We start from the raw sequence: 21,725 nt of genomic DNA on the forward strand, positions 1-21,725 counted from the left end.
CTGTCTACATTCTCTATTCTCGCGTTCTCATCATCAGATTAACATCCGGAGAAACCATGCTCAAAACGATTGCCGCCCTTGGCGCACTGACCTTGCTGCCCATGTCCGCGCAGGCTGCCGGCTTGCCCGACTATCCATTCATCCATGTCAGCGGCACGGGTGCCACGACTGCGATGCCCGACCTGGGGCAGATCGACTTCGAGATCAGCGCCTTCGACGCCGACCCTGCCGTGGCGGTGGGTGTGGTGCGGACGCGCGCCACCGAAATCCGCGCGGCGATGGCGCAGGCGGGCGTGCCGCTGGAGGATGTGGAGGTGCGCGATGTGCGCAAGGACTTGCGCAAGCCGGACCCGAATGCGGCGCCGGGACCGGTGCAGTACGATATCCGCGCCGGGGTGCGCATCAACGTGCGCGACCTGACCAAATGGCGCGTTGCTGCGGCGTCGCTGCTGAACATGCCGAACCTGGACGGCTTCATGACGGTGTTCGATACCACCGAGCGCGAAAAAATCGAGATGGAACTGGCGACCGATGCGATCAGGATCGCGCGCCGCAAGGCGGAGGGGATTGCGCTGGGGCTGGGACGCAAGCTGGGGCCCGCGAGTGCGGTCAGTACGGGAGACTTGAAGAACCTGACGCGGGCGATGGGGCTGGCGCCGAACGAGACGAATTACCGCTCCTCGCCGCAGACCGGCATGGACAGGGCCGATGTGCTGACCGTGATGGCGCTCAGGTTTGCGCAGCCGGTCGATGTGATCTATCGCCTGAAATAAGCAAAATTCCCGCAGGGGCTGTAGCCGCCGCGGGAAGGGGGGTGAAGTCAGTGACGGTCAGGCGGCTTTGCGGACCGGGTACATTTCGCGGTCATCGTCGATGTGGGTCGGATGCGCCAGTTCGCTCTTGAGGCGGTCGTGATCGAGTTCTTTTTCCCAGTGCGATACCACCACCGTCGCGACGCCGTTGCCGACGAAGTTGGTCAGTGCGCGGCACTCGCTCATGAAGCGGTCGATGCCCAGAATGAGGGCCATGCCGGCCACCGGTACCGACGGCACCACGGCCAGGGTGGCTGCCAGGGTAATGAAGCCGGCGCCGGTGAGGCCCGAAGCGCCCTTGGAGGTCAGCATCGCCACGCCCAGGATCGTCAACTGCTGGCTGAAGGTCAGGTCGGTATTGGTGGCCTGCGCCACGAACAGGGCCGCCATCGTCATGTAGATATTGGTGCCGTCCAGGTTGAACGAGTAACCGGTCGGCACCACCAGGCCCACGACCGATTTCGAGCAGCCGAGTTTTTCGAGCTTGCGCATCAGGGCGGGCAGGGCGCTTTCCGAGGAGCTGGTGCCGAGCACGATCAGCAGTTCTTCCTTGATGTACGAGATGAAGCGGAAGATCGAAAAACCGGTCATGCGGGCGATCAGGCCAAGCACGACGAACACGAACACGGCGCAGGTCAGGTAGAAGGAACCCATCAGCTTGGCCAGCGGCAGCAGCGAGGCCAGGCCGAATTTACCGATGGTGAAGGCCATCGCGCCGAAGGCGCCGATCGGTGCGACTTTCATCACGATGCCGACCACGCCGAAGATCACATGCGACATGTCGTCGATCAGCTTGGTGATCGGACGGCCACGCTCGCCCAGCATCGACAGCGCGAAGCCGAACAGGATGGCGAACAGCAGCACTTGCAGGATGTCGCCCTTGGCGAAGGCATCGACCACGGTGTTCGGAATGATGTTCATCACGAAGTCGATGGTGCTCTGCGATTTGGCCTTGGAGGTGTATTCGGCAATCGCCTTGGTGTCGAGCGTGGCGGGATCGGCATTGAAGCCGTCGCCCGGACGCACCACGTTGGCGACCACCAGGCCGATGGCCAGCGCGAAGGTCGACACCACTTCAAAGTACAGCAGCGCCTTGCCGCCGACGCGGCCGATCTTTTTCATGTCCTGCATGCCGGCGATACCGGCGACCACGGTACAGAAAATGACGGGGGCGATGATCATCTTGATCAGTTTGATGAAGCCGTCGCCCAGCGGTTTCATGTCGACCCCGAGTTTTGGGTAGAACACGCCGAGCAGCACGCCGCACACGATGGCGAACAGAACCTGCACATACAGGATCTTGTAGAAAGGTTTTTTCATGACGGTGTCTCCGTTCGTATTGGAATGAATGTATCTTTATCCAAATCGGGCACCTCATCTATTGTGGATATCCGCAGTGCGCAACTTTCCCGCGCGGCTGTGATCGGCGTGGCGGCAGGATAATAATTGATTGAAAGGTTGCATCTTTGTTAGCATGCTTGTTTCCCTATGAAGAAGGCGATTCTGTTGATACGCGCATCGTTAGCAGCCTGCCTGATGTGGGCCAACCTGGCGCTGGCCTCGGCGCCGCCGGGCGGGGTGGATGGGCCGTTCGCCCTGATCGATGCGGGCAAGTACCGCGAGGCACTGGTGCTGCTCGAAAAGGCCAGGGAAACCGCGCCCACGCCTGAGGTGTTGTGGGGCATCGGCCTGGCTGCATTCGAAGTGGGCGAGTACGAGAAGTCGCTCGACGCGCGCCTGGCATTTGCGCGAGTCAGCAGCGACTGGCGCGGCATGGTGAAACTGGTGCAGACCTACCAGGCGCTGGGCCGGCTGGAGGAGCGCGACAAGCAGCGCGCGGCGCTGGTGGACCTGTGGACGAGCGGGGCCAACCCCGAACTGAGCAGGGAAGAGTCGTACCGGCGCGAGCAGTTGCGCCATGAAGGCAGGAATATTTCCGCGTTCGAGCATTACCGGCCCGCCGGCACCCATCGGGTAGTGTATGCCTTCGAGGTGGCCGCGGATGGCGACAAGCCCGGCTACCGCATCAGCCTGGGCAGCTATGACACGACCAATACGATCGCCCAGGAGTTGGGCGACGTACCGAAGGGGAAGAGGATGTATCCTCTCGACCAGTATGGCGCGGGCTATCACGAGACGCTCGGCTTTTATATCGGCCAGCCGTCGTACGACGTCGTGCGTGCGGCCGTGCTGGCGAAGGTGTCGGGCACAAGCAAGCCGATGTCGCGCTCCACGTACAAGGAAAACAATGCAAAGAGCCCTATTCATCTGCAGCCAAAACCGGCTGCGCAGCCCGACGGCGGAGCAGGTCTTCGCTAGCTGGCCCGGGGTCGAGACCGACTCGGCCGGCCTGGGTGGCGACGCCTCGGTGCCGCTGTCGCCAGAGCAGATTGCCTGGGCCACCATCGTGTTCGTCATGGAAAAGGCGCACCGGCGGCGCCTTGGCGAGCGCTTTCGCGCCCATCTGAACGGCAAAAAAGTCATCTGCCTCGATATTCCCGACAATTACGCCTACATGCAGCCGGAACTGGTCAGCATTCTGGAAGCGAAGGCCGGGAAGTTCCTGCGTTAAGCGGCGCGACGCGTATAATTGCAGTACGGAAACTTGACCATCCTCAGGACGGACGCAACGCTTGCGTCGTCCGTCCGACCGCCCCACCAATGAAAAATTTGCTTTTGCGCGGCGCCGCCTGCGCGCTGATCCTGCTGCCTGGCGTCGGTCACGCCGCGCCGCCCGACCCTAATGCCGCCGTTGCCGCCGCTGCGGCTGCCGCTGCTGCCGCCGCTGCGGCTGCCGCTGCTGCCGCCGATGCCGCAATGGACGCCGCCGAGCGCCCCCGCGCTGTCCCCGAACCGCACAGCGCCGCGCTCTGGGATTTGCTGACGGCGCTGCACTACGAACAGCGGCTGCCGGCCATCATCGACAGTGCTGCGGGAGCGACTTCCGCCGAGCGCGCCAATGCCCACTATTTCGTACAGCGCGCCACCCCCGAGGCCTTGTGCGCGATCCTGTTCCCGATGCGCCCGCACATCAGCATCGAGGAAGCGCGCGCGCTGGCCAAAGCCTACGCCACTCCGGTGGCGCAGCAAGCCCTTGCCGGCGTGAAGAATGCAGCGGTGGACGCGTTCAACGCGACGCCCGAAGCGCGCCTGTTCGCCGCGCGCGAGGGAGCGGCCAGGCCCGGTGTCGAGGCTGCGCTCCTGAGCTGGGCCGACTTTGAACTGGTGAAGCTGCTCGGGACGACCGCGTCGCAGCTGGCACGGCTTACCGTCGACCTGGGCCGTCCCACCAGCCGCCTCGTGCTGCCCGCCGCGCCGGCAAAGACCGGCCATCCGGCTGTCGATCACATCGCCACGATCGCCAGCGCGATGGCCCTGGACAGCACGGCCCTGGCGTGGCGGCTCGATGACGACTTCCGGCGGCTCGGCAGCGAGGAGCTGCTCAGTCCCGCCAACCTGGTCAGCGCCGATGGCCCGTCGCGCAGCCGCCGCAATCTGGTGCGGATGTCGTCCGGTGCAGAGGTGTACGTGGTCGCCGCGCAGGCGCTGGTAGCGCAGGCACGCGCGCAGCTAAAGACAAACGGGATGCCGTCTCACGATAAAGTCATCGCCAACTTGCAGCACGCGATGGGCCTGAGGATATCGATGCTGGGATTGGTCGGTGCATTCCAGCGCGAGCAGTTCGGCATCATGGACCGCATGCTCGCTTTCGCCGCAGCGCGCCCGCGCAAGCTGGTCCTGACCGCCAAGGGCTTGACGGTACCCGGCAGCGCCGATCGGGAGCGTTGGGACGCGATGACCAGCGACCTTGAGCGCACGATGGGCAATATCGCCGAGATGGGACGGATGCCGGCGTCTTAATTGTTCATGTGACCACGCCGCAAGCGGTATAGTCATGCTTTCGACCTTGCGTCGGTCACCTCGGGAACCCGCCATGAGAACAATCCGTCATTTACTGCTGGCTTTCGCGATCGCACCAGCTCTGCTGCACGCAGCGCCCAAACCGTCGTCCAAGCCGGTGGCATCGTTCTTTCCCCAGCTTGAGCTGGGCCGCTTCCTCGCCGATAACTTCGATCTGGCCTCGGTACGCAGTTCGCTGGGCTCGCGCCGCACGCCGGAATTGCGCACCTTTACCGATTTCGGCATGGTGCCCACCCGCAGCGGCGACGACGTGGTCGCCTTCGATGGCGAACGCTGGTTCTACCAGCTGCGCGTGGTGCGCCGCGCCGATATCAACAACGATGGCATCGAAGACCTGGAAGTGTGCTTCACCGACCGCGCCAAGGGCGCCTCGGTCGATTCCTCGCAAAGTTTGCTGATCAGCCGCTTTTCCGACGAAACCTACGCCGTCGCTCTGCACTATGCATCGGACGCCTGCGGCCCGGTCGCCAAAAACACCGGCGCGCGCGCACGCACCATCGAGGTCAAGTAAGCAGGGCGCCGATGCCGGCATCGGACTGCGCGCCTTACTGCGCGGCCCAGCCGCCATCCATGTTCCAGGCCACGCCGCGCACCTGGTTGCCGGCGGAGCTGCACAGGAACACAGCCAGTGCCCCCAGTTCTTCCGGCGTGACGAATTCGCCGGACGGCTGCTTTTCGCTCAGCAGGGCCTTCTTGGCCTGTTCCATGCTGATGCCATCTTTCGCCGCGCGGTCGTCCACCTGTTTTTGCACCAAGGGCGTGAGGACCCAGCCCGGGCAGATGGCGTTGCAGGTAACGCCGGTGCCGGCCGTTTCCAGCGCCGTGACCTTGGTGAAGCCGACCAGCCCGTGCTTGGCCGCCACGTAGGCCGATTTCTGCGCCGACCCCACCAGCCCGTGCACCGACGCCAGGTTGATGATGCGGCCCCAGTTCTTTTGCTTCATGCCCGGCAGCGCCAGGCGCGAGGTGTGGAAGGCGGAGGTGAGGTTGATGGCGATGATGGCATCCCATTTCTCGGCCGGAAAATCCTCGATATTGGCCACATGCTGGATGCCGGCGTTATTGACCAGCACATCGACGCCGCCGAATTTGTCGGTTGCGAACTGCATCATCGCCTCGATCTCGGCCGGTTTCGACATGTCGGCGTTATGGTAAGCCGTCTGTACGCCGAATTCGCGCGCCAGGTCGGTGTGCAGTTTTTCGATGTGCTGGGCGTCGCCGAAGCCGTTGAACACGATGTTGGCGCCTTCCTGGGCCAGCGAACGCGCCATTCCCAGGCCGATACCCGAGGTCGAGCCGGTGACCAGAGCGGTTTTGCCGCTCAACATACTTGATTTCATTGTGTCCTCTAGAGAAAGAGTTTGGGGTTGATGATGTAGAATTCTAAACGCAGTGAAGATTGAAGCACATATTTGAAAGTGGCGACGGATGACGCCCAACGAGGAGCCGGCATGATCGAAGCAAGAATCAAATCCGTCCAGTGCATCTCGCCCGCCGGCTTGCACCAGATGTCCTACAAGGAGTGGGGCGACGAGGCCAATCCGCACGTGCTTATTTGCGCCCATGGCGTCACGCGCGTGGGCGACGATTTCGACAATCTGGCGCGCGCGCTGGCCGGCCACTACCGCGTGGTGGCGCCCGACGTGGTGGGGCGCGGCCGCTCGGGACGCCTGCGCAACCCGCAGTTCTACCGCGTGCCGCAGTACGTGAGCGACATGGTGACCCTGATCGCGCGCGTCACGGCGCAAGGCGGCAGCGACGGCGTCGACTGGTTCGGCACCTCCATGGGTGGCCTGATCGGCATCGCGCTCGCCTCGCTGCCGGATACCCCGGTACGCAAACTCGTCCTCAACGACATCGGCCCGACGCTCGACCCGGCGGCGCTGCTGCGCATCGGCGACTACATCGGCCAGGACCTGCGCTTCCCGACGTTCGACGCGGCCGCGCGTTTCGTGCGGGAGGTGTCGCAGTCGTTCGGCGAGCACTCCGAAGACGAATGGCACAAGCTGGCCAGCGACGTGCTGCGCCAGGAGCCCGACGGCCAGTGGGTGCGGCACTACGACATGGGCCTGGCGCTGCCGTTTCGCTCGTCCACGCCGGCAAGCGCGCAGGCCGACGAAGCCATGCTGTGGGCCGCCTACGATGCCATCCGCTGCCCGACCCTGCTGGTGCGCGGCGAACACTCGGACCTGCTCTCGCGCGAGACGGCCGCCATCATGGCCGGGCGCGGCCCATGCGCCAGCCTGGTCGAAATTGCGAACGTGGGCCACGCCCCGACCTTCATCCACGACGACCAGATCGCCATTGCACGACAATTTTTGATTGGTACTTGAAAGATATTATGGAAATTACACGACTTCACGTAGGAAAACGCCTGTCCGAAGTGGCCATCCACAACGGCACGGTCTACCTGGCCGGCCAGATTGCCGACGACACGCTCGCCGATATCGTCGGCCAGACCCGCGAGGTGCTGGGCCACGTCGACCGCCTGCTCGCTGAAGCGGGCAGCGACAAGAGCTGCATCCTGATGGCCCAGATCTTCATCGCCGACATGGCCGATTTCGAGGGCATGAACACGGTGTGGGACGAATGGGTCGCCGCCGGCCACACGCCGCCGCGCGCCACCGTCGAATCGAAGCTGGCCAACCCCGCATGCCTGGTTGAAATCGTCGTTACCGCAGCCCTGCGCTAAGCCGCATGGTCTCGATCGCAGCACTCGGCAGCACAACGGCCGAACTGGTACAGGGGCTCAGTCCTGACGACTGCGCGCGCGTGGAATCGGCGCTTGCGTATGCGAGCGACGCCTACAAGGACATGGCGTGCAGTTCGGGCCAGAATGCCTTCGATTTCGCCGTCGGCGTGGCCAGCACCCTGGCGTATTTACGAAGCGATGCCGAAACCCGCATCGCCGGATTGATGTTCGAGCTGACGGTGCTCGATCCGCAGGCCGTGGCGGGCCTGGAAGCGCGGGTCGGACGCGAAGCCACCGACCTCGTGACCGGGGTGCGCCAGCTGATCCGGCTGCGCGACATGACGGTCGGCCACAAGACGGTCGGGCGCGGCAAGAACGCGGCCCAGCAAGCCGTGGCGCAGGTCGAAACCTTGCGCAAGATGCTGCTGGCCATGGCCACCGACATGCGCGTGGTGCTGGTGCGCCTGGCTTCGTGCGTGACGACTCTGCGCTATTTTGCCGACATCAAGCGCTTCGACGAACTGACTAGCGCCTACGGGCGCGAAACGCTCGACCTGTATGCGCCGCTGGCCAACCGGCTCGGCATCTGGCAGCTCAAGTGGGAGCTGGAAGACCTGTCGTTCCGCTTCATCGAGCCCGATACCTACAAGCGCATCGCCAAGATGCTCGAAGAAAAACGCATGATGCGCGAAGGTTTCGTGCAGTCGGCCATCCTGCGCCTGCAAAACGAATTGGCGGCGGCCGGCATCACGGCCGAAGTGTTCGGCCGGCCCAAGCATATCTACAGCATCTGGAGCAAGATGCGCGGCAAGGAACTCGATTTCACCGAGCTCTATGACGTGCGCGCCTTCCGCGTGATCGTCGCCGACGACAAGACCTGCTACACGGTGCTGGGCGTGGTGCACAATATCTGGACCCCGATTCCGAAGGAGTTTGACGACTACATCTCGCGCCCCAAGGCAAACGGCTACCAGTCGCTGCACACGGTGGTGACGGCCGACGATGGCCGTCCGCTCGAAGTGCAGATCCGTACCCAGGAAATGCACAACTTCGCCGAGTACGGCATCGCCGCGCACTGGCGCTACAAGGAGGAGGGCGGGTCCAACTTCAGGGGCCAGGCCTACGACGAAAAGATTGCCTGGCTGCGCCAGCTGCTGGCCTGGAAGGCCGACGTGGCCGACGCCGTCGTCGGGCAGGAAGAAATCCAGCGCGAGTGGGTGGAAAAGCTCAGGTCGACCACGCTGGACGACCGCATTTTCGTGCTCACGCCGCAGGCGCGCGTGCTCGAACTGCCGGTCGGCGCCACGCCCATCGACTTTGCGTATCACCTGCACAGTGAAGTCGGACACCGCTGCCGCGGCGCGCGCGTGGACGGCATCATGGTGCCGCTCAATACAGCGCTCAAGAACGGCCAGACCTGCGAGATCATTACCGCCAAGGGCGCACCCGGCACCGCCGGCCCGTCGCGCGACTGGCTCAGTGCCGACTACACGGTCAGCACGCGCACGCGCGCCAAGGTGCGCGCGTGGTTCCACGCCATCGATCTAGAGGAGACGCTGGCGCACGGGCGCGCCATGGTCGAAAAATCGCTCCAGCGCGAGGGCAAGACTGCCGTCAACCTGGAACAGCTGGCGCATAAGCTGGGCTTTGCCAAGGTCGACGACCTGTTCATCTCGGTCGGCAAGGAAGAATTCAGCCTGCGCCATGTGGAACAGGCGCTGCACGATAACGGCGAAGTGGTGGTGCCGGAAGACGCGGTGGTGCTCAACAAAAGCCGCGCGTCGAGCGTGGAGCAGGGCGCCAAGTCGGGCGTGCTGGTGGTCGGCACCGAAGGCTTGATGACGGCGCTGGCCAAGTGCTGCAAACCGGCGCCGCCGGACGGCATCGTCGGTTTTGTCACGCGCGGCAAGGGCGTGTCGATTCACCGCGCCACCTGCAAGAACTTCGCCGAAATGCGTACCAAGGCGCCCGAGCGCGTGATTCATACCGACTGGGGCCGGGCCGGGCAGGACACGGTCTATCCGGTCGACCTGTTCATCCTCGCCGGCGACCGCCAGGGCCTGTTGCGCGATATCTCCGAGGTATTCTCGCGCGAGAAAATCAACGTCATCGGCGTCAATACCCAGAGCGCCAAGGGCCAGGCGCGCATGACGTTCACCGCCGAAATCGGCTCGACCGCGCAGCTGCAAAAGGCGCTGGGGGCGATCATGGAGGTAGGCGGCGTGCAAGAAGCGCGGCGGCAGTAAGTGGCGATGCTGCCCAAGTCGTTCCTCTACTCCAAGCCGCGCGACTGGGGCCGGCACGCCTTTCGTTTCGTGTTCAGCTGGTGGTACATGGTGTACCTGGGGGCAATCGCGCTGGTGATGGCGTTTTCGCCCTCGACCTACAACCGCGATAACCGCCTGACCACCTCGCGCTATATCTACACCAGCACCTGGCAGGTGCTGCCGTGGTTCACGGTGCTCGCCGCGCTGGTCAGCCTGGTGCTGATCCGGGTCGTGGTGGTCACGTCGCAAAGCTATGGCTTGTCGCGCTACGCGCTCGAAATGGTGGTGCGGGTGCTGGTGCTCGAACTCATTCCCCTTACCGCCGCCATGTTCGTGGCGCTGCGCGCGGGACTGGCCTTCAACGCCGGCGACGCGCTGGCGCTGGCCGCCGCCGCCACGCCGGACCGTTCGCGCCAGGCCCAGAACCGCCTGCGCCGGGACCTGGTGCCGCAGGTGATCGCCAACGCCTTTGCGGTGCTGAGCCTGGCCATGGTCAGCAGCGTGATCGTGCTGGTACTGGCGTATATGAGCGTGTACGGCCTGTCGCCGTGGGGCGTGGGCGATTACACGCGCACCGTGGGCCGCATTTTCAATCCGGCGGTGACCATCGGCTTCGTGCTCAAAACCGTGTTCTTCGGGCTGTCGGTGGCGGTCATACCGACCGCGGCCATCCTGGAATCGCACCGCTACGGGCGCACCTCGTCGTCGACGGTGCAGCCGGGCGCGGTGCGCCTGCTATTCGTGCTGCTGCTGATCGAAGCCGGCTCGCTGGCCGTCAAATACATTTAAATGGAATCGAAGATGAGCCAACCCAACACCAATCCGGCGGACGATGAGCCGGCCGAGGCGGTCGCCCATGTCGAAGTCAAGGCGGTCGTGCTGCTGGTGCTGATGAGCGCCCTGATCGTCACCTTTTTGCTGTACGTGATGTACGCGCGCGGCGTGTTCGAAAGCACGCAGCGCCTGGTGCTGCTGTCCGAGGATTCGGACGGCGTCATTCCCGGCATGGACATGACCTTCTCCGGCTTTCCGGTGGGGCGCGTGCAGCGGGTCGAGCTGGCGCCGGACGGCAAGGTGCGCATCCTGATCGACGTGCCGCGCAAGGACGCCAAGTGGCTCAAGACGTCGAGCGTATTTACCATCGAGCGCGGGCTGGTGGGCGACACGCGCATCAAGGCGTTTACCGGCATCCTGACTGACCCGGTGCTGGCGCCCGATTCGGTGCGCACGGTGCTGCGCGGCGACACCGCCGCCGAGATTCCGCGCCTGGTCGCGAGCGCGCGCGCCTTGCTGGAAAACCTGGACAACATGACGCGCAGCGATTCGGCCATTAATACGAGCCTGACGAATATCCAAGCCGCGACCGGGCGCCTGTCGGGCAAGTATGGCTTGCTCGGCACGGCGCTGGGCAGCGATACCGAGGCCAGGAAGCTGCTGCAAACGCTGGAGCACGTCGATACTCTGCTGCTCAAGGCCGACAAGCGCGTGTTCGGCAAGCAGGGCGTGATGGACGAGGCGCAGCTGGCCATCGTGCAGTTGCAGGTGGTGCTCAAGGACGCCAGCAACAGCCTCAAAAAGGTCGACGCGGTGCTGGTCGAAGCGCAGGCCGTCGGCGCCAACGCCAAGGTGGCGACCAAGGATTTGGGCGCCCTGCGCGCCGAAGTGGACGCCAGCCTGCGCAAGGTGACGCGCCTGATCGATGAAATCAACCGCAAGTGGCCATTTGCACGCGAGACGGAGCTGAAACTGCCATGAAAACCATTTGCCTCGCCGCGCTGCTGTGCGCGGCCTTCGCCGGCTGCGCCAGCAACCCGCCGCCGCCCGCCTGGAAGGGTAACGCCGGCAGCGCGCTGGCCGCGTTCAGCGATGCCTACCTGCGCGGCGACAGCCATATCGCCGATGCGGAATTCGCACGTGCGCGCGGCGAGATGGCCAGCACCGGCCGACCCGACCTGGTGGCGCACGCGGAACTGGTGCGCTGCGCCACGCGCGTGGCGAGCCTGGAATACGACGCCTGTCCCGCCTTCGAGGCGCTGGCGCAGGACGCCACGCCGGCCGAACGCGCGTACGCGGCCTATCTGGCCGGCCGCTGGGACGGACTCGATGCGGCGCTGCTGCCCGAGCAGCACCGCGCCGTGGCGGCGGCGGCGCGCGCGGCCGACGGCAAGAGCGTGCTGGCGGCAATCACCGACCCGCTGTCGCGCCTGGTCGCCGCAGGGGTCCTGATGCGCCAGGCGCGCATTGCGCCGGCCGATATCGTGGTAGCCACCGGCACCGCCTCGGAGCAGGGCTGGCGCAGGCCGCTATTGATGTGGCTGGGCGTGTCGCTCAGGCGCGCGCAGGCCGCCGGCGACACGGTGGAGGCGGCGCGCCTGCAGCGCCGCATCGACCTGGCGGGCGCCGCAACGGTTCCGGTACCCTGATTTTTTCCAACCCTGAAGGCTTTATGAACCACCCGCTGCGCACCCTGGCCACATGGAGCATGCTCGCCGTGTTGTTATCGACCGCGGGTTGCCAGGCCAAGGAGATGCCCGACGCGCGGCGCGACTACCTGCTGGCGCACGACCATGGCTGGATCGACCTGACCGTCAAGGCGCCAACCGGCGCGCCGGGCTTCAAGGCCGGCGAAGCCTGCCAGGTTGCCTTGCTGGTCAATGGCGAAACGCTGCTGCTGGAGAGTGCCAACCTGGCCGAGGCCGACGGCGCCGGCATCCCGGTCGGCTACCGTTTCGTGGCGCCTGCCGGCAAACTGCAGGCCGAGCTGCACATCGGCGCGTGCGTGAAGGAGGCACTGGTGGTGAAGGTCCCGCTGCAGCTGGACAAGGATCACCTGCTCGCGCTGGCGTTCGACGGCGCGGCCGCCAAGGCGGGCGCCGCGACAGCGTTCGAGCCGGCCTCGCTCGAATGGGTGCGCGCCGAAATGCTCAGGATGCAAGCCAACGGCCGGGCCAATGACGCGGCGACGGACAAACTGACCCGGCTCGCCATCTACAGCGCCGTCCTGAATGCGATCGGGGTGCTGGCCCTGCTGGGCTTTACCCTGAGACGGCGCAGCCGCTAATGCGTTCTTGATGGCCTGATCGCCACTTCCAGGTCGACGCACGAAGACAGTGCGCGCGCGCCGACCAGTTCCATGCGAAGCGGCACGCCCGCGATCTCGATCTGCCGGGTGCGCGGCGCTACCAGCTTGTAGTCGCCGCGCTTGAGGATATCGACGAAGAGCGGGCAGTGCGCCATGCCGTGCAACCTGGCGCTGAGCGTCCATTTACCCGCAGGCGTTTCGGAAAACACCACGGGTACGGAAAAGGCGCCGATGGCGGTCATGAGGATTTCATCCTTGCCGTCCGCATCGAAATCGATCAGGAACACATCGCACCGTCCTTGCCCCTCGGTCAGGCATGGCGGCACGCCGGTGTTGCGCTCCCAGTCCGATAGCGGAAAGCTGGCCGGCAGGCTCGCCGATGCGGGCCAGATTGACAATTGCCCAGGCTTGACGGTGTGCTCTTCAAATCCAGCGTAATAATCGGACTCGGCCAAAGTACGCGTGGCGTGCCCGGCGGCGAGCGTCGCTTGCGGGCCGGTTTTGCCTTCCTTGAGCTTGAGCAGGGCGGCGGCGCCGTAGCGCTTCGACTGCGTCTTGAGGAATTTGTAATCGAATTCCGCAGCGCTGACGGCGCCGCTTTCAAGACGGGCGATCTGGCTGTTGACGGCGATCCGGTCCGGGTCGGCCAGCGGGGAGAGTAGCGCCAGAAGGACGGTGATGGCCGCATACGCCGCCGCCAGGTTGACCGGCGCCACGCGGCGCAGCCAGGCGCCCCGATCAATGGCCGCGTACAAGTAGCCGAGTGCGTAAAAGCTGGCCACCAGCAGCGCGGCGGCCGCGAAAATGCGGTCCGAGGTCCAGCCGTGGTCAGCCACGCGCAGGCCCAGCGCATAGATGGCAATGGCGGTCAGCGGCAGCAGCAGTACGCAGGCGATGCGCGCGGAGAAGCGCACGACACGCGCCACGGAGTCGCCCATGTCGCCGTTCTGCCAGGCGGCATTGATCAGCACGACCAGCAGCGCGACCGCCGCCAGCAGGGCCACGGTGGCGTGGCGGGTGGCCCACAGCGCATCGAGACCGGTGAACGGCAGGCACAGCACGAAGCCGCCGATCAGCAGGGTGGCGACCGGTAGCAGCCACGACATCAGCACCAGCAGCAGGCCGCGGATGCCGTGCACGATGGCCGGGCGCACGTCGGTCAGGTGCAGGGCGCAGGCGAAAGCGCAGGCCAGGAGCGGGCTCAGGAACGCGGACGACTTCATCAGCTCGGTCAGGAAGCGGATCTTGACCAGATCGAACAGGGACGCTCCCAGCCACATGGCGAGATACAGCGCGCCGGTAAAGAACACCGAAAACGCCAGCTGGATGAAGAGTTTCCAGGCGATATCGAAATGGGTGGCATAGCTTGCAAGGCGGCGCCGGTCCTGGGCCGCGGCAAGGACCAGCGAGTGTGCGATGAAGAGGATGATCAGGCTGAAAGCGCACACCAGCGGCAGCATCGTGGGCCATGTCGGAATGGTCGCCGGATCCTCGAGCAGCCGCATTTCGCGCCACGCGGCATGCGTGCCGATCATGGTCAGCGCGGCCGCGGTGACGGCGCTCCACAGGCCAAGCATGGCGGGGCGCAGGTTGCCGAGGCCGGAAATGGCAACGACGGGGGTCAGCGCGCAGGCCAGCAGCGCCGCGGTATGAATGAGAGGGTTGGTGAAGACTTTGTCGGAGAACAGCAGGTAGAGCAGCAAGCCCTGCACCAGACCGATGGCGGCGCGCGCCAGGCCGATGTGTTTCGGAGTTTCCGGGGCGGTGAGAACGGGGTCGGTGGGCATGGTGGTGTGCTTGTGCTCGCTTATTGATCGAGAGCGGGCGGCGCCCACCCGGTGTGGCAGCCGCGTCGCCCCGTGATGGCGCGACGCGGTCATTCCTGCTTACTTGTGCTTGAGCGCCCAGTTGCCTGGCGCGGCGGCGCCGGCCAATGAACCGCTCATGTCGAACAGCGCTGCCTGGCCGACGTTGGTTTCGGTGGCGCCGCCGGCTACGCTCATGGTCAGTTTTACCACGCCTGCCTTGTCGACGCTACCCGTCACTGAGGTAGTGCGGGTGGCGGCCTTGCATGCGCCGGTAATCAAGCCCGTGAACGTGATGTTGACGTCGCAGGTGCCGTAGTACGCGCCGAAGCTGCCCGTCCATGGGCCGGCGAAGCGGATCGGATCGAGGAATTCGCGCTTGGTTGCCGCTTGCGAGAAGCTGACCAGTTCGCTGGCGCTGGTATAGCTCATGCCGCCAGTACCTTTGGAGTCGGTCGACGTGTTGCAGGCAATGATCAGGCCGGTGACGGTGTCGCGCCAGCAGGTTTTTTCAACCCAGTAGTTGGCCGAGGCGCCGGCGGTGCGCAGGTCGAAGTTGGTTTCGCTGGAAACGATTTTGAGGGCGGTAAACGTGCCCGCAGGAACGGTCTTGCTTTCGATGGCAACGACCTTGCCCTTGCTGGTGAGCGCGCGCGAGGATTCTTCTTTGGAACAAGGAATCGACATCGTGCTGGCGTACTCGAAGGTGGCGCCGACGGTTGCGCTTGGTGGCGCTTGCAGGGCGGCCGGCGCATAGGTAACGCTGCAGCCGTAGCCGGACGAGTTGGTGGACAGCATGCCGCCTTGCTTGTCGAACACTTCGATCGTTTGCGCGCCTTTTTCCTGGCTCACCGAATCGGCGTTTTCCCAGCCGCCATTGGCATCGACCTTGGTGATGCGCTGGGTAACCGACACTTTCCAGCCCATCGTCACGTCCGTATAGGTGGCGAAGTCGCCCACCGTGCGCGCGGGGAGGGTGTACGGCCCGGTGGAAGGCGTGGCAGGCACGGTCGGTTCGGTGACCGGTGGCGTGACAGGTACCGGTGGGGTGACTGGTACTGGCGGCGTGACTGGTACCGGTGGGGTGACTGGCACCGGCGGCGTGACTGGCGGTGTTACCGGCACCGGCGGCGTCACCGGCGTGGCTGGTGTCGGCTCGGCCGAGGTTGGCGGCACGACTGGAACTGGCGGGGTTGGCTCGGCCGGCGTGGACGGCGCGGGCGGAACTACCGGGGCGGGCGGCGTGACAGGCACGGCAGGTGCAACCGGGATAGCCGGTGTCGGGGCCGGTGTCGAATCGCTGCCGCCGCCACATGCAGTCAGGGCCGTCGCCGAAATCAGTCCAAGTATACGCATCCGCATCGCTGTCATTCCTTTTCAGTAAAGTGTAAGGTGCCACATATGTATATCCATACAACTATAAAAGTTAATATTGAATAAACAGCACCGAAGGGCGCGATTATACACGTGGCATAGCGTCGAAATTATCAGAGATTTAATTTTGTTGGAAAAAAATACTGGTGGTTTCGGTGACGTAAACATTAAATCGGCTGCACCAGGGGAAGACCGCAGCGGATAAACTGCGGTCCGGGGTTTTCGCCTTTCACCAATTTAACAATTCACGGACGAGTATGTATATCAGCGAATTAGGTCGCCGCGCCAAGGCCACTCCAAAAGCGATCCGGCTATATGAATCACTGGGATTACTGGGCCAGGTCGGCCGCAAGGGAACGTACCGTATTTACTCGGAACAGAATGTGTATCAGGTTCAATTGATCCGCCAGGTGCAGGCACTGGGATTCCGCTTGGCCGACATGGGGCCGCTGCTGCTGTCCGGCGAGGGCGCACCGGACTGGGGCCAGTTGGTGGCGCTGCTGGAGGCGCGCCGCGTCGCATTGCGCGTCGAGGTGGCACGTCTGCGGCAGCTCGACAGTAAACTCGGCGAGGTCTGTGCCGAGATTGGCGTTTGCCTGACCGCGCCGGTGCCGCCCACGCTGGCCGATTGCATCGACAAGCCGCTTGACTCTGTCCCAAGGGACAAGCTGCATACTTCCTGAAACTTTTTTCAGGGGATTACGATGGGTAATAAAACAGGATCGCGACGTGTTTTGGTTATTGCAGCGCATTCGTCGCAGGAGACCTTCGGCAGCGCCCTTGCGGTGGCTTATGCGGCAGCGGCGACGGCTGCGGGTCATGAGGTGCGGCTGCTGGAACTGGACCGGCTGGCATTCGATCCGATCCTGCATCACGGTTACAAGGTGGTCCAGGAACTGGAACCGGACCTGAAAACCGCGCAGGAGCTCGTTACGTGGGCCGATCACCTGGTCTTCGCCTATCCGGTCTGGTGGGGCAGCATTCCCGCGCTGTTCAAAGGTTTTCTCGACCGGATCATGCTGCCTGGCTTCGCATTCAAATACCGCAAGGGCAAGGCCTTTCCGGACAAGCTGCTGACGGGGCGCAGCGCGCATTTGCTGGTGACGATGGATACGCCGCCGTGGTATTTCCGGCTGGCGTACCGCGCACCTGCCATCCATCAGATGAAAAAGACCACGCTGGAGTTTTGCGGTGTGACGCCGGTGAAAACGCTGCTGTGCGGGCCGGTGCTCGATTCGACGCCGGAGCGGCGCAGCAAGTGGCTGGCCCAAGCCTGCGAATTGGCCGGGCGAATTTAAGCGCGCGCCTTGCCCTTCTTGCCTTGTTTTCCCTGTTTTCCTTGTTTGCCGCGGGCGAAATACAGCGCGAGGCCGGCCAGCGCGGCCGGCAGCCATATCCAGAGCAGTTCGGAGAGCATCACGACCACGCCCCGCGAGCCCAGGAACGTTTTCAGGGACAGCGGGCTGACCCGGATAACGCGGACTGGAAAGAACAGGCGCGCATCGGACACCGGCCAGGCCAGCGCCACGCCCAGCCCGCCGGTGGTGAACATGTCGAGCAGGCCGTGCGATACGGTGCACACCGTAATGAACAGGAATGCGGCAAGGCGCGATGCGCGCAGACGGCTCGCGAACGCCACCGCCAGCAGTCCCAGCACGATGGCGAACGCCAGCGAATGGGACGCGCCGCGGTGGCCCAGTTCGTTCGCATACGGAATTCCCAGACGTAAGCCGATGACATCGAAGTCCGGCACGATCGACGCCACCACGCCGGCGACCAGCAAGCGGCCGGGGATGATCCGGGAACCCAACGCCAGACCGATGGCGAGGGGAACGGCGGGGTGGGAGAGGATGGTTGGCATGGGAATCGGCGGATTGTGCGGTCGGTATTGACGGGCGATATCATAGCGTTTCGCCGCGGCTTATGGCTATCGCCGCTCATCTATATTTCACACCGGTAGAGGGTAGAACCGGCGCAAGCGAGTATGGATGCCGCGGTGAAGTCCGCTATTCATGTTTCCTTTCTGTGGGGTGTCCACTCTTAAACATCAATGGGATCAGCTGGCAACCAATAAAGTCTGCTGAGCTAGTCAGCATCGCCGCAGTGACATAATGGTTTATCGCACATGGCGGGCGAGCCAGACGAAAATGCTGACCTTGAGTTCGCAGAGTCAGGCTCGACCGCATCTTGCCTAGATGGTACTAAAATAGTCGGCGAGCGTCGTCGGGCCGCGGATTACTTCGCCGACCGCGGGCCATACGCCTTGCGTGGTCGCCCTAGCCATACATGCGTACGACTGCGCTGCCGCCTGCGAGAATCCCGCTTTCCGGAACCATCCGTTTAGATCTTGGCCGGCGACAACGCGCACCTCTACCGGCCTTCCTAAACGCTGCGCAAACACATCTGCAACGTGCCGGGGCGAGTAGCGTTCCGGCCCTTCCACAAAGGCCAAGCTACTTCCAACGTCGCCGCGCATGAGTTTGGCGCATTCTGCGCCAATATCTTCGGGCGCTGCCATCGGGAAAACGAGGTCAGCGGGAAGCACTGATTCTATGAAACCCTGGTCCTTGGCTGTCTCGATTCCAGCGCACCAGTTCGCGTAATGGTAGGCTGCTCTGATGATACGACTTGGAATTGGCTGGGCAGACAATCCCTGCTCAAGCTCATACAGTACGTTGAGATCCCCGCATGGAGCCCCAGGACGGGCTCCGTAGGTGGACTGTGCCACGATCAGCTCGAGTCCACTGCCTGTGACTGCCGCGAGCAAGTCCGCGACGGACTGGCGCTCAACGGCATCTGTATCTGTTGAAGGATCGGCAGGCGGGTTAAGTAGAAAGGCGCGGCTGCCGCTCTTGAATACTCGGCGCAGGCCTTCGATGTCGCGTACATTGACTTCAGCGAGCAGTGCGCCACGATCGCCCCACCCGGCCGCTGCCGCTGCGTCGCGAGTCACAATAGTTACCTTCTCCCCAGCGTCGAGTAATGCCCGCGATACAGCGCCGCCGACGTGCCCGGTTCCACCAACGATAATGTTCATAAAATGGCCTCCATGTGATGATTAATTCTAACGGCGATGTGCGACACGTTTTGTCAGTCATCGACGTGGCACCTCAGGCTCCTGGACGTACGACCGGTCCCGCTTACGTCTTCATGCGCAGACCGTAGGCGGACAGGACTGAAGCTTGGAAAATGGCCTGATGAGTGATTAAACCAGGTAGATCCAGGGGCAGTAGCGGCCATTCATGAGCGCTCTGAGCTCCCCACACGATACGCCGTCCCGGATCGTGCGCCCGCGATGACCTGAAGGCCGCGCTTGAGACAAGCTCTGCATATCTGCCTCATTGTTCCTAGCCTGATCGTCTTTAAGCATGGCTTAGCTGACTCCTTTCGGGCGACCGTAGCCAGCAGCCAGTTGAATGCGAGCCACCGGCCCAGTGGTGGGCGCCGCCGCTGCAGCTCCAGGCAAGTTGCTTGAATATGCAAACCGGGCCAATTTTGGCCAGTATACGGAGTTACCGTGTCAGCGTATGTCAGTCATGGGTAATCCCATTTTCTCGCTGCCACTCGGCCAGCAGAACTCGCCGGGGCTTGGGCAGCCGCTTCGCTGTCACTGTGACGGCAACCATTCGGCTAATCCGAAAATGGCGAAAAGCGTTCCGAAGTTCGCAGTGTGCGGCCAGCATTTGGCAGTCTTGAAACATACCGACGACTATGGGCCACAATATCCTTACCGTACTATTGCCCAGCGCGTCGCGATATGTAACTTTCAACTCGCAGCTCGCGCGTCATGGCGCCGTGGAGCACGTCGATGATCTGCGCGTGACCGGAATCGGGCGCGACAGTAAACGATGCGTGTCGGCTTGCCATTTCCATGGCATGGGAACTATCGACCATTTTCCGATGAGCTGAGCGTGCTGCTTCCCGTAATGGTGTGCTGCCACGTTCTTCAATCAAACGAAGTCCAAGATGGACGGCCTCAGCCTCCAAAGCAGAGAACGAGGCTGGCCGTAGGAAGCCTTGCGGATCGAGCAAATATCCTGCTTGCGGAATAGCGCGTATAGGCAAACCTTCGGCCTGCAGCGCGACAATGTTGCGATAAACTGTCCTGACCGATACCTGTAGCTCATCGGCGAGAACCTGCGCGGGTGTCGGCATCCGGCGCCCGCGCAGCAGCTCTAGCAAGCGTAGCGTCCGACCTATACGTGCCATTCATGTCTCCTGTATTGCCGCCCCATCGGCCTGCGCATAAGGCGCTGCGGATGGACGGTTGAATTCAACATCTGCGTTCAGTAATCCCAGGCAACGAGCACACTAACGGTTCCAACTTTTAAAAGCCAGCAACACGGCTTGCCCGGGTGCCTCGACAGATCGGTCCTGGAATTGACCCATGCTGGTCGTGCGTAAGCGATCACGCCCGCAAAGGTCATGCAAGTCCGAGCGTAGCGGGTTGTCGGCAAACATTTCTCATAAATTAATGTCTGCTGTGGCAGTAAGTCGTCTCAATTAAATACGCCCTATGGCTGCCGATAAGATGCGTTGCCATTCCAGTGAATCTTAAAGCAATTTGCTGTGCGATCTATTTGATACCGCCGTATGGAATCAAGGCGATTTCGGGCAAGGTGGAAGAGGCGGGGCTTGACGGCTTGATCAAAGCAGCCGGCGTCGTTGAAGAACGCCGGCCAGGCTTGAGCTGAAACGTCGTGGGCATGGCGACTTGCGCGCCTCTGCGGTTGCCTTGGGCATCAAGGCTTGGGTAACACGGTGTGGCCCGCTGCCGAATGGTGGCTTCGATACGATTACGCGCCGCGTGCCTATCTTATCTGGTGATCTTCTTCATATCCAGTTCAATCCAGGTCGGCGCATGGTCGCTCGGCTTTTCGCGTCCGCGCACGTCGCGGTCGACATTGGCGGCAGTCAGCGCGCCCGCCAGCATGGGACTGAGCAACAAGTGATCGATACGCAGGCCGGCATCGCGCCCATACGCATCGCGGAAGTAATCCCAGAAGGTGAAAATGCGTTCGTCCGGATGCATGGTGCGCAAGGCGTCGGTCCAGCCCTGCGCCATCAGGCGATGGAAGGCTTCGCGTGTTTCTGGCCGGAACAGGGCGTCGGTAACCCAGCGTTCGGGCTTGTAGACGTCCAGTTCGGTCGGGATGGCGTTGAAGTCGCCCGCCAGCACCACCGGCGCGCCGCTGGCCAGCAAGCCTTCGGCGTGGGTGATCAAGCGCTCGAACCAGGCCAACTTGTAGTCGAACTTGGGTCCGGGCGAGGGATTGCCGTTGGGCAGATACAGGCAGGCGACCAGGACGCCGTCGATGGCCGCTTCCAGGTAGCGGCTTTGCTCATCCGCATCGTCACCCGGCAAGCCGCGCCGCACCTCCACCGGCGCGGTGCCCCGCGCCAGGATCGCCACGCCATTCCAGCTCTTCTGGCCGATCCAGAGTGCCTGGTAGCCGGCTTCGTTAATCGCCGCTTCCGGGAATCTTTCCTGGGGGGCCTTGAGTTCCTGTAGGCAGGCGACGTCCGGTTGGGTCTCTTCGAGCCATTGCAGCAGGGAGGGAAGCCGGCTGCCGATGCCGTTGATATTGAAGGTGGCGATGCGCATGGGGTCTCCGCGTGAAATATCAGTAATGATATTTTGAACGCAGATGCGCATCGGCTGCCGCACAGTAGTACCGAGGTGGCGTCCCCACTATAAAAATTGCCATCATCTATCGGCAGACGAGCGTGACGCATTAACAACTTCCCGGCTAGGGATTGCTTTTAGGAATT

Annotated in this window: 23 protein-coding genes; 14 read left to right on the plus strand and 9 right to left on the minus strand. The window is 63.3% G+C overall.

All coding sequences use genetic code 11. The features are described 5' to 3' along the window. Positions 1–56: 56 nt before the first annotated feature. Positions 57–773, plus strand: a complete 717-nt coding sequence (locus RBA40_RS09705; RefSeq protein WP_306647715.1) for an SIMPL domain-containing protein — start codon at positions 57–59, stop codon at positions 771–773. A 57-nt stretch (positions 774–830) separates the two neighbouring features. Here the strand turns inward: RBA40_RS09705 and RBA40_RS09710 are convergent, their stop codons facing one another. Continuing rightward, positions 831–2,132, minus strand: coding sequence for a dicarboxylate/amino acid:cation symporter (locus RBA40_RS09710; protein WP_306647716.1), 1,302 nt, complete (start codon positions 2,130–2,132; stop codon positions 831–833). 186 nt (positions 2,133–2,318) lie between these two features. Here RBA40_RS09710 and RBA40_RS09715 point away from each other — a divergent pair, with 186 nt between their 5' ends. The 4 genes from RBA40_RS09715 to RBA40_RS09730 all read left to right on the plus strand — a co-directional run bounded on the left by RBA40_RS09715 (position 2,319) and on the right by RBA40_RS09730 (position 5,244). Continuing rightward, a complete protein-coding gene (locus RBA40_RS09715; RefSeq protein WP_306647717.1) occupies positions 2,319–3,131 on the plus strand; it encodes a tetratricopeptide repeat protein in 813 nt (270 codons plus the stop codon). Then, the gene (locus RBA40_RS09720) at positions 3,061–3,384 is read left to right on the plus strand and encodes a low molecular weight protein tyrosine phosphatase family protein (RefSeq protein ID WP_099877982.1); all 324 of its coding nucleotides are present in this window, start codon (positions 3,061–3,063) and stop codon (positions 3,382–3,384) included. The genes RBA40_RS09715 and RBA40_RS09720 overlap by 71 nt, the downstream gene beginning before the upstream one ends. A gap of 89 nt (positions 3,385–3,473) precedes the next feature. Then, entirely contained in the window at positions 3,474–4,673 is a 1,200-nt protein-coding gene (locus RBA40_RS09725; RefSeq protein WP_306647718.1) for a hypothetical protein, read from the plus strand. Between the two features lie 73 nt (positions 4,674–4,746). Next, positions 4,747–5,244: a hypothetical protein gene (locus RBA40_RS09730; RefSeq protein WP_306647719.1), complete on the plus strand. Its 498-nt coding sequence runs from the start codon at positions 4,747–4,749 to the stop codon at positions 5,242–5,244. A 34-nt stretch (positions 5,245–5,278) separates the two neighbouring features. Here the strand turns inward: RBA40_RS09730 and RBA40_RS09735 are convergent, their stop codons facing one another. Continuing rightward, positions 5,279–6,073, minus strand: a complete 795-nt coding sequence (locus RBA40_RS09735) for a 3-hydroxybutyrate dehydrogenase (protein WP_306647720.1) — start codon at positions 6,071–6,073, stop codon at positions 5,279–5,281. A gap of 111 nt (positions 6,074–6,184) precedes the next feature. On the opposite strand from RBA40_RS09735, the gene RBA40_RS09740 reads away from it, so the two are divergent. The 7 genes from RBA40_RS09740 to RBA40_RS09770 are packed head-to-tail and all read left to right on the plus strand — an operon-like array spanning position 6,185 to position 12,753. After that, positions 6,185–7,066 carry an alpha/beta fold hydrolase gene (locus RBA40_RS09740; RefSeq protein ID WP_306647721.1) on the plus strand — a complete coding sequence of 294 codons (882 nt, stop codon included), beginning with the start codon at positions 6,185–6,187 and terminating at the stop codon, positions 7,064–7,066. 8 nt (positions 7,067–7,074) lie between these two features. Further along, positions 7,075–7,425 carry a RidA family protein gene (locus RBA40_RS09745; protein ID WP_099877995.1) on the plus strand — a complete coding sequence of 117 codons (351 nt, stop codon included), beginning with the start codon at positions 7,075–7,077 and terminating at the stop codon, positions 7,423–7,425. A 5-nt stretch (positions 7,426–7,430) separates the two neighbouring features. Continuing rightward, on the plus strand, positions 7,431–9,671 hold the full coding sequence (locus RBA40_RS09750; protein WP_306647722.1) for a RelA/SpoT family protein: 2,241 nt from the start codon (positions 7,431–7,433) through the stop codon (positions 9,669–9,671). 6 nt (positions 9,672–9,677) lie between these two features. Then, complete coding sequence (locus tag RBA40_RS09755) at positions 9,678–10,481, plus strand: MlaE family ABC transporter permease (RefSeq protein WP_229413487.1); 804 nt, start codon at positions 9,678–9,680, stop codon at positions 10,479–10,481. A gap of 12 nt (positions 10,482–10,493) precedes the next feature. Next, positions 10,494–11,447, plus strand: coding sequence for an MlaD family protein (locus tag RBA40_RS09760; RefSeq protein WP_306647723.1), 954 nt, complete (start codon positions 10,494–10,496; stop codon positions 11,445–11,447). Continuing rightward, positions 11,444–12,115, plus strand: coding sequence for a hypothetical protein (locus RBA40_RS09765; RefSeq protein ID WP_306647724.1), 672 nt, complete (start codon positions 11,444–11,446; stop codon positions 12,113–12,115). The genes RBA40_RS09760 and RBA40_RS09765 overlap by 4 nt, the downstream gene beginning before the upstream one ends. Positions 12,116–12,138: 23 nt before the next feature. Beyond that, positions 12,139–12,753: a hypothetical protein gene (locus tag RBA40_RS09770; RefSeq protein WP_306647725.1), complete on the plus strand. Its 615-nt coding sequence runs from the start codon at positions 12,139–12,141 to the stop codon at positions 12,751–12,753. Here the strand turns inward: RBA40_RS09770 and RBA40_RS09775 are convergent. Both RBA40_RS09775 and RBA40_RS09780 read right to left on the minus strand, forming a co-directional pair. Further along, positions 12,750–14,561, minus strand: a complete 1,812-nt coding sequence (locus tag RBA40_RS09775; RefSeq protein WP_306647726.1) for a DUF4153 domain-containing protein — start codon at positions 14,559–14,561, stop codon at positions 12,750–12,752. The two genes, RBA40_RS09770 and RBA40_RS09775, sit on opposite strands and share 4 nt — an antisense overlap. 99 nt (positions 14,562–14,660) lie before the next feature. Next, a complete protein-coding gene (locus tag RBA40_RS09780) occupies positions 14,661–15,935 on the minus strand; it encodes a hypothetical protein (protein ID WP_306647727.1) in 1,275 nt (424 codons plus the stop codon). 275 nt (positions 15,936–16,210) lie between these two features. Here RBA40_RS09780 and RBA40_RS09785 point away from each other — a divergent pair, with 275 nt between their 5' ends. Together RBA40_RS09785 and RBA40_RS09790 are read left to right on the plus strand one after the other, a co-directional pair. Further along, entirely contained in the window at positions 16,211–16,636 is a 426-nt protein-coding gene (locus tag RBA40_RS09785) for a MerR family transcriptional regulator (RefSeq protein ID WP_306647728.1), read from the plus strand. 21 nt (positions 16,637–16,657) lie between these two features. Then, positions 16,658–17,251: an NAD(P)H-dependent oxidoreductase gene (locus tag RBA40_RS09790; RefSeq protein ID WP_306647729.1), complete on the plus strand. Its 594-nt coding sequence runs from the start codon at positions 16,658–16,660 to the stop codon at positions 17,249–17,251. On the opposite strand, the gene RBA40_RS09795 is transcribed toward RBA40_RS09790, so the two are convergent. From RBA40_RS09795 to xth, 5 genes are all read right to left on the minus strand, one after another. Then, positions 17,248–17,814, minus strand: a complete 567-nt coding sequence (locus RBA40_RS09795) for a metal-dependent hydrolase (protein ID WP_306647730.1) — start codon at positions 17,812–17,814, stop codon at positions 17,248–17,250. The genes RBA40_RS09790 and RBA40_RS09795 overlap by 4 nt on opposite strands. A 330-nt stretch (positions 17,815–18,144) precedes the next feature. Continuing rightward, the gene (locus RBA40_RS09800) at positions 18,145–18,990 is read right to left on the minus strand and encodes an NmrA family NAD(P)-binding protein (protein ID WP_306647731.1); all 846 of its coding nucleotides are present in this window, start codon (positions 18,988–18,990) and stop codon (positions 18,145–18,147) included. 493 nt (positions 18,991–19,483) lie between these two features. Beyond that, complete coding sequence (locus RBA40_RS33540; protein ID WP_374710472.1) at positions 19,484–19,723, minus strand: helix-turn-helix transcriptional regulator; 240 nt, start codon at positions 19,721–19,723, stop codon at positions 19,484–19,486. Continuing rightward, complete coding sequence (locus RBA40_RS09805) at positions 19,689–20,135, minus strand: helix-turn-helix transcriptional regulator (RefSeq protein ID WP_306647732.1); 447 nt, start codon at positions 20,133–20,135, stop codon at positions 19,689–19,691. The genes RBA40_RS33540 and RBA40_RS09805 overlap by 35 nt, the downstream gene beginning before the upstream one ends. Positions 20,136–20,769: 634 nt before the next feature. Next, the gene (gene xth, locus RBA40_RS09810; protein WP_306647733.1) at positions 20,770–21,558 is read right to left on the minus strand and encodes an exodeoxyribonuclease III; all 789 of its coding nucleotides are present in this window, start codon (positions 21,556–21,558) and stop codon (positions 20,770–20,772) included. Between the last annotated feature and the right edge of the window lie 167 nt (positions 21,559–21,725).

It is taken from the genome of Massilia pseudoviolaceinigra, from assembly GCF_030846505.1.
Taxonomy (GTDB): Bacteria; Pseudomonadota; Gammaproteobacteria; order Burkholderiales; family Burkholderiaceae_D; genus Telluria_A; species Telluria_A violaceinigra.